The 14779-nt window shown below is 43.0% G+C and carries 13 protein-coding genes; 7 read left to right on the forward strand and 6 right to left on the reverse strand.

The window, feature by feature from the left end:
- Positions 1-44: 44 nt before the first annotated feature.
- A complete protein-coding gene (locus IGI69_RS09520) occupies positions 45-932 on the forward strand; it encodes a carbohydrate ABC transporter permease (RefSeq protein ID WP_438740630.1) in 888 nt (295 codons plus the stop codon).
- A 60-nt stretch (positions 933-992) separates the two neighbouring features.
- On the opposite strand, the gene IGI69_RS09525 is transcribed toward IGI69_RS09520, so the two are convergent.
- Positions 993-3206, reverse strand: coding sequence for an AraC family transcriptional regulator (locus IGI69_RS09525; RefSeq protein WP_438740633.1), 2214 nt, complete (start codon positions 3204-3206; stop codon positions 993-995).
- A 162-nt stretch (positions 3207-3368) separates the two neighbouring features.
- Between IGI69_RS09525 and IGI69_RS09530 the strand changes: the two genes are divergently transcribed.
- The 5 genes from IGI69_RS09530 to IGI69_RS09550 all read left to right on the forward strand — a co-directional run bounded on the left by IGI69_RS09530 (position 3369) and on the right by IGI69_RS09550 (position 9438).
- Entirely contained in the window at positions 3369-4349 is a 981-nt protein-coding gene (locus tag IGI69_RS09530) for a LacI family DNA-binding transcriptional regulator (protein ID WP_005229927.1), read from the forward strand.
- Between the two features lie 70 nt (positions 4350-4419).
- On the forward strand, positions 4420-5823 hold the full coding sequence (locus tag IGI69_RS09535; RefSeq protein WP_438740635.1) for a tagaturonate reductase: 1404 nt from the start codon (positions 4420-4422) through the stop codon (positions 5821-5823).
- Positions 5824-5835: 12 nt separating this feature from the next.
- A complete protein-coding gene (locus IGI69_RS09540; protein ID WP_438740637.1) occupies positions 5836-7347 on the forward strand; it encodes a UxaA family hydrolase in 1512 nt (503 codons plus the stop codon).
- 20 nt (positions 7348-7367) lie between these two features.
- Positions 7368-8756, forward strand: a complete 1389-nt coding sequence (gene uxaC, locus IGI69_RS09545) for a glucuronate isomerase (RefSeq protein WP_438740639.1) — start codon at positions 7368-7370, stop codon at positions 8754-8756.
- 10 nt (positions 8757-8766) lie between these two features.
- A complete protein-coding gene (locus IGI69_RS09550) occupies positions 8767-9438 on the forward strand; it encodes a rhamnogalacturonan acetylesterase (RefSeq protein WP_438740641.1) in 672 nt (223 codons plus the stop codon).
- A gap of 246 nt (positions 9439-9684) precedes the next feature.
- On the opposite strand, the gene IGI69_RS09555 is transcribed toward IGI69_RS09550, so the two are convergent.
- The 5 genes from IGI69_RS09555 to IGI69_RS09575 form a co-directional block, all read right to left on the reverse strand.
- Positions 9685-10491: a gluconate 5-dehydrogenase gene (locus IGI69_RS09555; protein WP_005229917.1), complete on the reverse strand. Its 807-nt coding sequence runs from the start codon at positions 10489-10491 to the stop codon at positions 9685-9687.
- A 22-nt stretch (positions 10492-10513) separates the two neighbouring features.
- Positions 10514-11356, reverse strand: coding sequence for a 5-dehydro-4-deoxy-D-glucuronate isomerase (gene kduI, locus IGI69_RS09560; protein WP_005229915.1), 843 nt, complete (start codon positions 11354-11356; stop codon positions 10514-10516).
- Between the two features lie 12 nt (positions 11357-11368).
- Positions 11369-12367, reverse strand: a complete 999-nt coding sequence (locus IGI69_RS09565) for a PfkB family carbohydrate kinase (RefSeq protein ID WP_438740643.1) — start codon at positions 12365-12367, stop codon at positions 11369-11371.
- 1 nt (position 12368) lies between these two features.
- Positions 12369-13016 carry a bifunctional 4-hydroxy-2-oxoglutarate aldolase/2-dehydro-3-deoxy-phosphogluconate aldolase gene (locus IGI69_RS09570; protein ID WP_005229908.1) on the reverse strand — a complete coding sequence of 216 codons (648 nt, stop codon included), beginning with the start codon at positions 13014-13016 and terminating at the stop codon, positions 12369-12371.
- A gap of 109 nt (positions 13017-13125) precedes the next feature.
- Positions 13126-13878, reverse strand: a complete 753-nt coding sequence (locus IGI69_RS09575) for an IclR family transcriptional regulator (protein WP_026008086.1) — start codon at positions 13876-13878, stop codon at positions 13126-13128.
- 151 nt (positions 13879-14029) lie between these two features.
- Between IGI69_RS09575 and IGI69_RS09580 the strand changes: the two genes are divergently transcribed.
- Positions 14030-14770 carry a MurR/RpiR family transcriptional regulator gene (locus IGI69_RS09580; protein WP_438740645.1) on the forward strand — a complete coding sequence of 247 codons (741 nt, stop codon included), beginning with the start codon at positions 14030-14032 and terminating at the stop codon, positions 14768-14770.
- The last annotated feature ends 9 nt before the right edge of the window (positions 14771-14779 follow it).

Below are 14779 nucleotides of genomic sequence, written 5' to 3' on the forward strand. Positions count from 1 at the left end.
GTTGGAAGTACCTATTTAAGTAAAAAAAGATGGAGGTTTTTTCTATGCAACAAACCCTGAAAAAAACGAACCGCCCGAAAAGTGAACGGGTCGTTCAAGGATTTATTATTGGCTTTCTACTACTCTTCACCTTAACGTGTCTCTTACCTTTTCTAAACATTCTCGGAAGCTCCTTTGCTTCTTCTTCTGAGATCGCGACACGAACATTTATCATTATCCCACGTGAATTTAGCTTAAATGCTTACCGGTATATTCTTTCGACACCCACGATTTTTACCAGTATTGGTGTTTCCCTTTTCGTGACCATCGTCGGAACGGTTCTTTCAATGATCTTGACCTCTTTTATGGCCTATGCTCTTTCGAGAAAATATTTGCATGGACGCGGCATTCTCAATTTTATTGTCGTATTTACCATGTTGTTTAGCGGTGGGATGATCCCAAGTTTTATTTTGGTACAAAGCCTCGGCTTGATCGATTCTCTCTGGGCATTGATCTTACCGAGCGCCATCAGTGCATATAATATGATCATTATGAGAAACTTTTTCCAAGGGATTCCTGATAGTTTAGAGGAATCCGCAAAAATGGATGGTTGCTCTGATTGGGGCGTCTTTTTCCGTATCATCTTACCCCTTTCCTTACCATCGATTGCGACGATCTCTTTGTTCTACGCTGTTAGTTATTGGAATACTTATCAATCAGCAATCTTGTACATCAATGATTCAGCGAAATGGCCGATCCAAGTGCTCCTTCGACAAATCGTGATCGTCTCCAGCGGGATGAACGCCGATGCCGCTAGTGTCGATGTTGTCCCCCCAGCACAATCCGTAAAAATGGCCGTGATCGTCGTTGCAACTCTGCCAATGTTGATCGCCTATCCATTTGTCCAGAAGTATTTCGTGAAAGGTGCAATGGTTGGTTCCGTCAAAGGGTAACCAACAGGTAGCAAAGAAAAAAAGCGCTTTTGATCAACGATCAAAAAGCGCTTTTTTCTTTTAGTCTTTGGATCGTTTGCGATACTCTCCAGGTGTCATCTGTTCTTTCTTTTTGAAAAAGCGGATGAAGTTTTGAGAGTTGGTATATTGAAGGTTGGCTGCGATTTCCTTGATCGTCATATCCGTTTCCCGCAACCATTTTTTGGCGATTTGCAACCGATAGTTTTGTAAGTAATCGGCAAAATTGATGGATAATTCCTTTTTAAACACATTACTTAAGTAATTGGCATTATAATGCAGCTGTTCAGCAATGCTATCTAAGGAGAGGTCTTGATCGTATTGTTGGTGTACGATCAAGACCATCTTTTCAGACAAGGAGCGAATTTCTCGATCTGTTTTGGCTTGTGTCGTTTCAACGATAGGTAAAACTAACTCATGATAGATGATTTGCTCAACTTTGAACAAACTGGTTTGGTTGAGCACGGATTGATAAACTTTACGACTATTCTGCAAGCTGGTATGATCCGCTCCTAAGAGTTGCCCTAGCTGAACGATACTGTTGATCAACTTAAACAAGGCACTTTCAATCGTCAACGGATTTTTGTTTTCATGAATGATTTCCCGTACGACTTCCGTGTAACTCGCTTTGATGGTCGCTAGTTCCCCACTACGCATCGCATCCAAAAAGGTGCTTTCTGCTTCTCTAGGGTATTGAACGATCGCATTATTGTCTAATTGTGCCGCAATGTCGTCAAAAAAGATAATGACTTCTTCCCCTAAATTCATTCGATAGTGCAGGGCTTCTTTGGCGTTATCAACCGCTAGTTTGGTTTCTACGAGGCGGTCGTAGGATTGTGAGACCCCACAACTTATTTTGATTTTCAAGTAATCTTTTGCCGCTTGATGGATCTTTTGACAATAGGTCAATACTTGTTTTTGGTCAACTGATTCAGGAAGCTTTAAAATCGTTCCTTGGGTTTCTTGACTGGAGATGATTGGTTGAAAACGGAAATTTGCTGGAATGATCTCAGAAACGAGATTCTCGATGGCAAGCAAGAAAATATCAATAGTCGCTGTTTCTCGTCCACACAAATCATCGATTTGAATCAGTAATACGGCAAAGTGTTCTGTTTTGGATACTTCATACCCAAATTGTGACAGTTTTAAGTGAATATCTTCTTCTGAGATACAGCCGCGAAACAAGTTTAATAGAAACAAGGATTCTAATTCGGGCTTTTGATGCTCGACTTTGACGGCGAGATCGTGGTTTTGATGTAAGACCTGGTCGATATCGGAAATCAACTGATTGACTTCTAATTTCTGACCTTGTTTTTTGGGCTTTAAAAGCTCACCGATCCGATTGATGGGTGAGGTAGCCACGATCGCAATGCGATAGGATACTAATAAAAAGAGGATGATCAAAAGACTGCCAATCACGATCAAACCGCTTCTTAATTCACGGATTGCTTGTGAAACGCTAGCAGGCGCCAGGCGGATCACATGATACCACTGATTGTAATCCGATTGTGTGACCACATACTTATTGTTTTCTTTGTCAGTGAAGATGCCATCGCCGTGGGCAGCTGCAATCATTGTTTCTTGTAAGGCAGAATCGATCACTTCACCATTATCGAAAAGCAGTTGTCCGTCTGCATGAAAAATATTCAAAAAGGAATCGTCATGATCTGCCACCAACTGCGCAATGGTATGGTCTTGGATTTCAGCGATCCCCAAAGCAGTGGTTTCCTGTCGAAACACAGGCAGCGTCATCACCATTTTTAAATAGCCATCTTCTGGTAACCAATACAAGTAGCGTTGGTTGTCGATCAACGCTTGAAAAGCAGCAAGTTCAGTATCATCGATCTGTTTTAAGGAGCCTTCTTCGATTTTCCAATGCTGGTTCAAATTCACCAATTGGTAACTGGCGTTTTCGATCCCCATCACACCAATGTAAGCCAGTTGTGAATTGATCTCTCGTACTTGTCGATAATTCGTCACAGAAAACGGCTGTTCCATCGTATCGGAAAAGCTTTGTGTGCTACTGTATGTAGAAAAGGCATACTCCACCATCTGAATTTTTTGATCCAGATTTTCTTTGACTTGGTTGACCAAATTATGTTGACTTTGCAAAAATGTTTCTTGAATGTTTTGATACGTTCGATGATAAATGACCCCACTAAACCCAATGATTAAAGCGCTACCAATTAGAAAAATCAAAATAAATATTTTATAAAACAAGTTGGACGTTTGATGATAGCTTAAAAAGAATTTCATAGACTCCCTCCCATTACCTAACTATCTTCTTTTATACTAGCACATCCCAGAAAAAGTTCCTATGTTATTTTGAAAAATGTTTCACGTGTGCATCCTTGGTGTATTGACATTCTCGTGGGAACAAGCTATGCTTGAATCAAGCAAAAAGGAAGAAGGTTTTCTATGGTCACGATCAAAGATATCGCCAAAGTCGCTGGTGTTTCACATACAACTGTTTCTCGTGCGTTAAACGATAGCCCACTAATTAAGCCAGAAACAAAAAAGAAGATCGCAGCCATCGCTGAATCTTTACACTATGTGCCCAATGTCAATGCCAAAAGTCTGGTGAATCAAAAATCTTATATCATTGGTCTTTATTTTTCTCATCTATCCATTGGTACTTCCGATAGCTTTTTAGTCGAAGTGATCAAAGGAATCAGTGATACCCTACCATCCGAATATACTTTGGCGGTTCATGAATTATTGCAATCCGATACATTTGATGAAGAGCCGAATCGCCTCGATGGAGCGATCGTGATGAGTCAAAGCGATCGTGATGACGGTTTTATCGCTGCTCTTTCAAAGAAAAACATTCCCATCGTCGTTTTGAATCGTCAATTGCAGGATGCAACTTTGATGAATGTCACTAGTAATGATGCCCAAGGGGTCTATCAAATGATCACCTATGTGCTTGAACAAGGCTTTCGAAAGATCGCCATGATCGAAGGGATCGCTTCCTTTGGTTCCGCTAGAGAGCGCCGCAAAGGATTTATGAAAGCGATTCAAGAAAAGCAGCTTGTCTGCCCGAAAGAATACTTCGTAGCTGGCGACTACTCGTTGGAAAGCGGTCAGCTGGGTGCCCAGCAACTACTCGCTTTACCTGAACCACCTGAAGTGATTTTTTGCGCCAATGATGACATGGCGATCGGTGCGATCAATGCCTGTCATCAAGCAGGACGAAAGATCCCTGAGGAGATAGGTATCATCGGTTTTGATGATAGTTCTTTTTCTCCTTATACGTATCCCCCATTAACAACGATCCGCAAACCAGTCTATGAAATGAGTCAATTGGCAGCAACCCTGCTGTTGCAAGCATTTGCCAATCAAGTAGTTGAGAAACAACATTTCTTTGATACCTCGTTAATCATTCGTCAATCGTTGTAAGCCTCTTGTTTTCAAGAGCGCTTACGCAAAAATGTTAACGTGTGCATAACTATTTTTTAAGGAGGATTCTATGAAAAAAATTACCGAACAACCCCATCAAACCTATCCAGCCCGAGTGATTCAATTCGGGGAAGGCAATTTTATGCGGGGCTTTTTTAACTGGCAGCTGCAGCAAATGAACAAGAACGGTCTTTTTAACGGCAGTGCCGTTGTGGTACAGCCGATTGATCACGGCTTGAAAGAGCTGTTGGCACAACAAGAAAATCTCTACACCGTTATCTTAGAAGGACTTGTCGATGGCGCTTTATCTCAAACATTTGAAGTCGTCTCCACCATTGATCAAGTGCTGAATCCTTATCAGCAATGGGAAGACTATCTTGCTTTAGCCGAAGACGAGCAACTTGAGATTATCGTTTCTAATACGACGGAAGCAGGTATTGCGTTTCACCCAGAGGATACCTTACACGATACCCCTCCCCAAAGTTTTCCCGCAAAACTGACCGCTCTTTTGTATCGTCGTTTTCAACGACAAAAACCGGGATTTTTGATCATTCCTTGCGAATTGATCGATCGGAATGGGGAAAAATTAAAAGAGATCGTCTTACAATATGCCGCATTATGGTCTTTGGAGTCAGACTTCGTCAACTGGTTAGAAAAAGAAAACACCTTCTGCTGCAGCTTAGTCGATCGGATCGTTCCAGGATATCCTCGCGACAAAGTGGCACAATACCAAGAGGTTCTTGGCTATGAAGATGCCGTAATGGTCACTGCGGAACCCTTTATGTTATGGGTGATCGAAGGAAGCGGCGTAGCTGAAAAGCTCCCCTTGCAAGAAGCTGGGTTGAATGTGATCGTGACAGAAGATATGACCCCTTACCGTGAACAAAAAGTACATTTATTAAATGGCCCTCATACGGCGATGGTTCCACTCGGTCTTTTAGCGGGTTTAGAAACCGTTGAAGAAGTAATGAACGACCGTGAATTTGCAGCCTTTCTGGATGGTCTTTTTCAGGAGGAGTTGATTCCAATGCTTGATTTGCCTAAAGCGCAGCTTACAGCTTATGCGGAACAAATCAAAGAGCGCTTCAGAAATCCTTATGTGAAGCATCAGCTGCAATCGATCGCTTTAAACAGTGTTTCAAAATTCCGTGCGCGTCTTCAACCAGTCTTAACTCGTTATGTCCAACAAAACCAGCAGGTACCAAAACGAATCACTGCCGCATTGGCAGGGTTACTGACTTTCTATCTCACAAGACCCTTTCAAGATGATGAGCTAGTGACAACCATATTTCAGCAAGTGAAACAATTACCAGCAGAAGAACAGATCGCAGCTCTATTAAAAAATGAGCAACTTTGGCATGCAGACCTGAGCTTTATGACAGAGACAATCAATGAAATGTGCGCATGCCTAAAACAAGACGGACCCCGCCAGTTACTTGCGTCAATTGACACCCCTGAGCCAAGTTTGAAATAAAGGAGAATCTTTATGTCCAGCACATTAACAGAAACACCCGCGCAACTATTGAAATTGCACCCTAAAGACAATGTCGCAGTCGCATTAAAACCACTAGCTGCTAAAACGACCCTTGAATTTGAAGGCAAAACGATCACCCTTTTTGAGGATATTCCACAAGGACACAAAATCGCCCTCAAAGACCTAGCACAATCACAAGACGTGATCAAATATGGCTATCCCATTGGACATCTCTTAGCTGACGTGAAAACTGGCCAATGGTTGCATACCCACAATGTCAAAACCAACCTTTCTGGTACCTTAACATACACCTATGCTCCCGATTTGCATCCCGTCCGTTATCCAAAAAGGGCTGCGACGTTCCAAGGGTACCGTCGGGCAAACGGCAAAGTTGGAATTCGTAATGATTTACTGATCGTGCCAACAGTTGGTTGTATCAATGGCATCGCAGAGATCATTGTTGAAAACTTCAAGAAGAATCATCCGGATCTTGGCACTTTTGATCATATTACGATCCTTAAACATCCCTACGGCTGCTCTCAGTTAGGCCAAGATCATCAAAACACCCGTCAAATTTTAATTGATGCGGTGCATCATCCAAATGCCGGTGGCGTCTTGGTCTTTGGCTTAGGTTGTGAGAACAACACCGTTCCCGAGTTTAAGAAAAACCTGGGTGACTACGATCCAAAGCGCGTCAAATTTATGGTGGCACAGGAAAGCGACGATGAAATTGCGGTCGGCGAAAGCTTATTAGAAGAATTACTGGAAGCAGCAAAAGAGGATCAACGAGAAGCCGTTCCCTTGAGTGAGCTAAAGATCGGGTTAAAATGTGGGGGTTCCGACGGGTTTTCTGGGATCACCGCCAACCCTTTGTTGGGGGCATTTTCTGACTTTTTAGTTTCTCAAGGTGGCAGTACAGTCTTGACGGAAGTACCCGAAATGTTTGGCGCTGAACAAGTCTTGATGGCGCGTGCACAAGATGAAGCCACCTTTGAAAAAATCCTCCATCTAATCAACGACTTTAAAGATTATTTCCTTGCTTACGGTGAACCGGTCTATGAAAATCCTTCTCCTGGCAATAAGGCAGGCGGCATCACTACGCTAGAAGATAAGTCATTAGGCTGTAGCCAAAAATCTGGGACTTCCGCTGTCGTCGATGTCTTAAAATATGGGGAAAAACTCCGTAAGCCAGGCTTGAGCCTGCTGGAGGGTCCCGGAAACGACCTTGTTGCCGCTTCTGCACTGGCTTCTGCCGATTGCCAACTCGTCTTATTTACCACTGGTCGCGGTACGCCATTTGGTGCCTATGTGCCGACCATGAAAGTTGCCACGAATCAAGAGATTTATCAGAAGAAACCCCACTGGATGGATTTCAACGCCGGTCGCTTGTTGGAAGAGCCGATGGAGGTCGTGCTGGAAGATTTTATTCAAGCGATCATCGATACTGCCAGTGGAAAACCGACTCGTAATGAAGCCAACAACGTTCGTGAGATCGCCATCTTTAAAAATGGTGTGACACTATAATCAAAGAAAAGAGGTCCGACATGTTTTTAAATGTAAACTATTTATTGCCAAATGAAATTGCTCAAACACTATACCATGACTATGCCAAAGAGCTACCGATTATTGATTACCACTGCCACCTAGACCCGAAAGAAATCTATGAGGATCGGCCGTTTAAAACTATCACCGAGGCATGGCTAAGTGGTGATCATTACAAATGGCGATTGATGCGCGCTTGTGGCGTACCCGAAGAAGCGATTACGGGCAATGCCAGTGATTATGAAAAATTTTTGGCATGGTGTCAAACAGTTCCAAAATTGGTGGGAAATCCCCTTTACAGTTGGACCCATTTAGAATTAAAGCGATTTTTTGCGATCGATCTTCCCGTTACTGAAGAAAATGCCGAAACTTTGTGGAGGCTATGCAACGAAAAATTGCAGCAAAAAGACTTTACCCGAAGAGCTTTGATTGCTCGCAGTAACGTCGAGATCGTTTGCACCACAGATGATCCAGTCGATGATCTTCACTATCATCACCAATTAAGCCAAACAGAGCAACGTTTTCGGGTCTTGCCGACCTTTCGACCTGACAAAGCGTTACAAATCGACCATCCGAATTTTCTTACCTATGTTACCAAACTCGAAATGAGTGTCGAAAACGCGATCACTACCTACGATGCTTTCTTGAGAGCCTTGCGGGACCGTGTAAGCTATTTTCACCAGCATCACTGCCGCTTGTCTGACCATGCGCTGGATACTTTAGTGTATGCTACAGACGAACAGTTATCCCTTGAAGCAATTTTTGCCAAAGCATTAGCTGGAGAATCTTTGGAGGAAAACGAAGTCTCGTTCTTCAAAACCAATGTTCTAGTTGAACTGATGAAGCTGTATCACGAACATGGTTGGACGATGCAACTGCATGTCCATGCGTACCGTAACTGCAATCAACGAATGTTTGAGCGCTTAGGACCAGATACGGGCTACGATGGCATCAATGATCAACCACTGACTCAAAGCTTGCAGAAATTATTGAACGCCGCTGATGCGCAGGACCATTTGCCTCAAACGATTCTCTACTCCTTAAATCCCAATGACTATGATGCACTCGTCGCTTTGATGGGGTGCTTCCAGCAAGAAGGCAATAATAAATTGCAGTTAGGATCTGGCTGGTGGTATAACGACACCCGCGCAGGCATGCGTCACCAATTGACGAAATTCGCTGATGGCAGTGTGATCTTTAACTTTGTCGGCATGCTGACGGATTCAAGAAGCTTTCTGTCTTACACCCGTCATGAATATTTCCGACGCGTCTTTTGTGAATGGCTTGCTGAGATCGTTGTACGTGGTGAAGCACCTGCTGATCTTCGTCAGCTAAAACCATTAGTAGAAAATGTTTGTTATCAAAACGCCAACAACTACTTCAAATTTTAGGAGAAAAACAATGGAAAAAATCGTCATCGTCGGTGATTCCACCGCATCGATCAAAGAGCCTAGCGCTCGTCCAGAAACGGGCTGGGGTGAAAAGATCTCACGCTATCTCCCCCAGCATCAAATCGTCAACTTGGCAAAAAATGGGCGTTCCTCCAAAAGCTTCATTGAAGAAGGACGCTTGTTGCAGGCAAAAAAAGAACTACATGCTGGTGATTATCTCTTGATTCAATTTGGACACAACGATCAAAAAACAGATAGTCGTGGTACGACACCTGTAGAATATCAGCATAATTTAGCAACCTTCGTGCAAACGGCACGCCAGCAGCAAGCGACACCGATCCTATTGACCTCGATCACTCGTTTGCATTACGTGGACCCTCAGCAACTTGATCCTTTGGCAGTCGGTCCTTACCCAGAAGCAATGCGTGCTTTGGCTACCTCCTTGGATGTGGTCTGTCTGGATCTTTTTGCCGCAACACAACGGTTCTTTTCAGCACTGGAACCACAACAGGCGAAAAACTATTTTCTTCATTTAGAAAAAAATCAGCACCCCAATTATCCAGCCGGCATTACGGATAACACGCATTTGAATGACCAAGGTGCTACAGACGTCGCCAAATTAGTTGCCAAATGTTTGAAAAATGCTCCATTACCGCTTGCACAACAAGTTTTGTTAGATTGAAACTCATTGCTCGTGTTGAATCTTCCCCTAACATAAATACGCTACCTGATTTGAAAAAGAGCTACTCAAGCAAAACGCTGCGAAGAACATTTTCCTTCACAGCGTTTTGCTTTTGATTCTTTTTAAAAGATTTGTTTGCAGTTCCTTTGCTTCAACCCATTTATTTTTAAAGCCCTGCATTTCTTGGGTGTTGGACCATAAAAATGGGAACGATTGCAATCGTCCCCATCCTTACTACTGATTGTTTTATTCAGGTTGTTTCCCGATATACGCCAAGATACCGCCGTCTACATATAAGACATGGCCATTGACAAAGTTGGATGCCTCAGAAGCTAAGAAAACAGTTGGTCCTGCTAAATCTTCTGGCTCACCCCAACGGGCAGCAGGTGTTTTCGCTACGATAAATTGATCAAATGGGTGACGAGAACCGTCTGGTTGGATCTCTCGTAATGGTGCGGTTTGCGGTGTTGCAATATAACCAGGTCCGATCCCATTACATTGGATGTTAGCTGAACCAAATTCAGCACAAATGTTTTTCGTCAACATTTTCAAGCCGCCTTTAGCCGCTGCGTAACCAGCCACCGTTTCTCTTCCCAATTCACTCATCATTGAGCAAATGTTGATGATTTTTCCATGTCCTTTTTTGATCATTGACGGTAAGACTGCTTTTGAAACGATAAATGGAGCGTTCAAGTCCACGTCAACGACTTGGCGGAAGTCTTCAGCAGACATCTCCAACATCGGGATTCGTTTGATGATCCCAGCATTATTGACTAAGATATCGATCACGCCAACTTCTTCTTCGATCTGCTTGACCATTTCGTTGACTGCTTTTTCATCCGTTACATCACAGACATAGCCGTGGGCTTCGATCCCTGCTTCACGATAGTTTGCTAATCCTTTATCCACTGATTCTTGATCCAAGTTGTTAAAAACGATCGTTGCTCCTGCTGCTGCTAATGAACGAGCGATCGTAAAACCGATCCCATAGACAGCTCCAGTCACTAATGCGATCTTACCATCTAAACGAAATTGATCCATTGAAAAATCCATAATTGATAAACCCTCTTTCTTTTTATTTTAAGTCGTCCATTGCCACCATATCCATGTCGGTATAGGTGATATTTTCGCCACACATTGCCCAGATAAAGGAGTAGTTACTGGTTCCAACACCCGAATGGATCGACCAGCTTGGAGAAATAACTGCTTGTTCTTCACTAACGACTAAATGCTTCGTTTCATCTGGTTTGCCCATCATATGGAACACTTTTGTGTCTTCGTTGGCAAAATCAAAATACACATATGCTTCCATCCGACGTTCATGGGTATGACTTGGCATCGTATTCCAAGCACTGCCTGGTTCTAAGATCGTGTACCCCATTTGTAATTGACAGCTTTCACAAACATTTGGGTGAATGTATTGATAAATTTTCCGTTCATTTAATGTCAAGCCCTCGCCTGTCTCCATTGGTGTGACTTGATCGATACTGATTTTTACATTTGGGTATTTCTTATGTGCTGGCACGCAAGATAGATAGAATTTCGCCGGATTTGCTGGATCATCAGAGTGGAACAAGACTTGTTTGGTTTCCTTGCCGATATAGTAGCCGTCTTGTTTTTTCATTGGTTCTTTTTGGCCATCGATCGTGATCGCACCAGGTCCTCCAATATTGATGACGCCTAATTCGCGACGTTCTAAGAAGTATTCCACCCCTAATTCGCTGCTTAATTGCACTTCTAACGCTTCTTCCGTCGGTGTCACTCCGCCAAAGATCATCCGATCATTGTGGGTATAAGTCAGCATGATTTGTCCTGGTGTGAAAATTTTCTCTACCAAAAATTCTCTGCGTAATTCCTCGGTACTATAGTGACGAATATCAAGTGGACTATGGGTATAGCGTGTTTCCATGTGTTGCATGTTTTATTCCTCCTATCGGATAATTTTTCCTGAACCTGTTGCAATAAATTCTTGTATCTCATTGGCGCTAAACTGATTACAGTCGCCATGGATCGTATGTTTCAAAGCAGATGCTGCAGTTGCAAAATCAATGATTTCTTGGTCTTGTTTCTTCGTGACAAGACCATGTAGGATACCAGCTGAAAAGGCATCTCCGCCTCCGACGCGATCAACGATTGGATTGATCTCATGGGTAGCAGAAACGACATAATTGCCGTTGTGCCATAGGCTTCCTGTCAATTGATTGTGACTTGCTGAGAGCACCTGACGACTAGTTGAATAAAAGAGCTGGATATTTGGATATTTCCGATGCATTTCTTGATAATAGTAGTCATCTTCGACTTCCTCTGTTGGAGCTGATACATCCATAAAGACTTGGGCATCTAACTGTCCTGCCGAGCAATAATCGACATAAGGGAGCACTTCTTGCAAAAAGACGCGTGCTTCAGCGGTCGTCCACAGCTTCCCACGATAATTGATATCGAAACTGATTTTACAACCAGCTGCTTTCGCTTCTTTGATCAACGTCAGTAAAAGTGTCTGCCAAGTCGTTGAAAGAGCTGGCGTGATCCCTGAAAGGTGAACAATGTCAACCCCATCAAAAAGGTCAGATTGCCACTCATTTTCCTTCATTTGAGCAAAGCTAGAGCCTGCGCGATCATAAACCACTCGCGCTGCTCGTTCCCCGATACCGGTTTCAATATAGTAAGTACCTAGTCGGGAACCGCCACGAAGCAAGTGACGACAATCGACGCCATAGCTTCGTAAATGATGAAAAACGGCATCTCCTAAAGCATTTTCCGGCACTTTACTAGCAAAAGAAACGTGATGACCAAAATTTGCCAAGGAAATCGCAACATTGGCTTCCCCGCCACCATAATGGGCAGCAAACATCGAACTATGGGCGATTCGGTCGCCTAAAGTTGTCGATAGACGCAACATGATTTCTCCTAGTGTCAGAATGTTTGCCATCTTACTTTCCTCGAATCTCTTTTAATTTTGCCGCATATTGTTTCGCTACTTCTGTTACTTTGTCAAAATCCCCACTTGCTGCTGGCGCTAACAAATTCCCCCCTACACCAACGGCTACGACACCCGCCGCAAACCATTCTTGCATGTTGTCTAAGCTGACACCACCGGTCGGCATAATGTTTAATTGTGGCAATGGTGCTTTGAAGGCCGAGATGATACTTGGTCCATACGCACTACCCGGGAATAGTTTAATGATATCTGCGCCTGCTTTTAAGGCGTCCTTCATTTCTGAAATGGTCATGCAACCAGGCAGATACGGGATTTGATATAAATTACATAATTCAGCCGTTTCTTGATCAAAGGTTGGGCTTACCACATATTGTGCTCCTGCCATGATCGCTAAGCGAGCGGTCACTGCATCAAGAACGGTCCCCGCACCAACGACTACCTCTGGATTATCTTTGAAGGTTGCTACTAATTCAGCGATTACATCCGCCGCTTGAGGCACTGTAAAAGTCAACTCAATGCCAGTGATCCCCCCTGCAACGATCGCTTTACTTGCTTGTAGTGCTTCTTCTTTTGAAGCGCCACGCACAACAGCGATCACGCCGCTTTCCTTTAGTTTCATTAAATTCGCTACTTTTTTCATTGAGACCTCCATTTATTTCCTATTTGGAAAATGGTATTTATTATAAAGAAACTTACACGTTTATTATACCGTTCTCGTTTTTATTTGCAAGGGCTTTCCACTAAAAAGTTTATAATGCTTGTTCAATTTGTTGTTTTGTCGCAATAATCGCATCGATCAATGTCGATTTGTATTCTGGGGTCAAGCGGTATTTCGGTAGGCTGATAGAAAACGCCCCAACGATCTCCTGATCCTTTATCAGTGAGGCGCCGATGCAATAGATTTCTTGTTCCATTTCTTCATCATCAAACGCTACTTGGTTTTCTTTTGCCTGTTCCAATTCTTTCTTCAACTTCAACTGATTCGTAATGGTGTTTTCCGTATAAGCGGTTAAAGGCGTTGCTGCCAAATATTCTTCCACTTGAGGGGCATCAAACTCCGCTAAAACGGCTTTCCCCATGGCAGAGCTATACAACGGTCTTGTGATCCCTACTTTGGAAGACATGCGGATCGTTTGATTGTGGGGCTCCAATTTATTGACATAAAGAATCTCATTGGCAGTCAAGACCCCTAAGTGGATCGTTTCATCCGCCGTTTTCTGCAATGCTTCCAAGTAAGGCAAGCTGATTTCCACTAAATCAAGCTCTTGAATGTTTTGATTGGCATACTTGATCAGCTTAGACCCTAAGCGATAATTCTTCTCTTTGTCGCGTTTGACATAGCCGATCATTTGCAGCGTTTCTAATATTTTCAAAGCTGTGGATGGGGTCAGTTTCGTTGCTTCTGAAATTTCTTGCAATGGTTTACTTGGCGCTTCTGCGAGATAATCTAAAATGGTTGCTGCTTTTAGTAGTACAGTTCCATATGGTTTTTGCGTCATCATTTCTCCACCTTTATTTTCTATATAAGAAATTATAATATCTTTTTAGGAAATGCACAATCTTTTTTCCTATATATCAGCATGACGCGATTCCCATTTTACTTTCTGTCGTTATTCATTGTATGATGAAGACAAGACAAAGGAGTGCCGAACAATGGACTTAAATGTATTGATCAAAGGAAAAAAATTGACTGACAATGAGCTGCAAATTCTTGATTATTTGCTTGCAAATACCGCTGCGATCGATGGACTGCCCTTAAGAGAAATCGCTAAAACGATCTACACTTCTCCAGCAACCATCGTGCGGCTTGCGCAAAAACTAGGTTTTTCTGGCTATCTAGAGCTGCTTTACTTCTTAAAGAATCGCTTGAAAAATCAGACGATCACTGAAGCCGCCATCGATTACCAAATTGACGCTGCCAGTATTGCAGATACGATCGAAGCGATCAAAGAAATCTATGGACAAAACAAGAACAAGTTTATTACGATTTATGCCACAGGTTTTTCGGGGATCGTGGCAGAATACCTCCACAAAAAAATGCTTGTCAACGGCATCAAAACCTTATTAGTTAGTGCTTCTGACTCAGGTGGGATCATTAGTAACAACATCGAGAACATCAGTATGTTGATTACTATCTCTAAATCTGGCGAAACACAAAAAGTGCTGGAGAAGATGGCGTTAGCCAATGAGCATCACATACCAACTGTTTTGTTTTGCGGGAACGGTGATCATCGCGCCAATCAACTAGCGACCTTTTCCTTTGAAGTGACAGATGAACGTCCCTACGACACCCAAAACATCCAGTACACTAGCTTCTTTGGTAAACTGCTCTTATTGATGGAATATATCGTCGACGCTTTTACCCATGTTGAAAAAGAAAACCAGCAACCCTAGTGGATTGCT

The organism is Enterococcus sp. DIV1083b, assembly GCF_051713705.1.
Classification (GTDB): domain Bacteria; phylum Bacillota; class Bacilli; order Lactobacillales; family Enterococcaceae; genus Enterococcus_D; species Enterococcus_D casseliflavus.

Excerpts from the sequence above, each read along its gene's own strand:
- IGI69_RS09570 (WP_005229908.1), bottom strand. The coding sequence starts at position 13,016 with ATGAAAAAAGTAGCGAATTTAATGAAACTAAAGGAAAGCGGCGTGATC.
- IGI69_RS09540 (WP_438740637.1), top strand. The coding sequence starts at position 5,836 with ATGTCCAGCACATTAACAGAAACACCCGCGCAACTATTGAAATTGCAC.
- IGI69_RS09555 (WP_005229917.1), bottom strand. The coding sequence starts at position 10,491 with ATGGATTTTTCAATGGATCAATTTCGTTTAGATGGTAAGATCGCATTA.
- IGI69_RS09580 (WP_438740645.1), top strand. The coding sequence starts at position 14,030 with ATGGACTTAAATGTATTGATCAAAGGAAAAAAATTGACTGACAATGAG.
- IGI69_RS09535 (WP_438740635.1), top strand. The coding sequence starts at position 4,420 with ATGAAAAAAATTACCGAACAACCCCATCAAACCTATCCAGCCCGAGTG.
- uxaC (WP_438740639.1), top strand. The coding sequence starts at position 7,368 with ATGTTTTTAAATGTAAACTATTTATTGCCAAATGAAATTGCTCAAACA.
- IGI69_RS09575 (WP_026008086.1), bottom strand. The coding sequence starts at position 13,878 with ATGATGACGCAAAAACCATATGGAACTGTACTACTAAAAGCAGCAACC.
- IGI69_RS09550 (WP_438740641.1), top strand. The coding sequence starts at position 8,767 with ATGGAAAAAATCGTCATCGTCGGTGATTCCACCGCATCGATCAAAGAG.
- IGI69_RS09520 (WP_438740630.1), top strand. The coding sequence starts at position 45 with ATGCAACAAACCCTGAAAAAAACGAACCGCCCGAAAAGTGAACGGGTC.
- IGI69_RS09565 (WP_438740643.1), bottom strand. The coding sequence starts at position 12,367 with ATGGCAAACATTCTGACACTAGGAGAAATCATGTTGCGTCTATCGACA.
- IGI69_RS09525 (WP_438740633.1), bottom strand. The coding sequence starts at position 3,206 with ATGAAATTCTTTTTAAGCTATCATCAAACGTCCAACTTGTTTTATAAA.
- IGI69_RS09530 (WP_005229927.1), top strand. The coding sequence starts at position 3,369 with ATGGTCACGATCAAAGATATCGCCAAAGTCGCTGGTGTTTCACATACA.
- kduI (WP_005229915.1), bottom strand. The coding sequence starts at position 11,356 with ATGCAACACATGGAAACACGCTATACCCATAGTCCACTTGATATTCGT.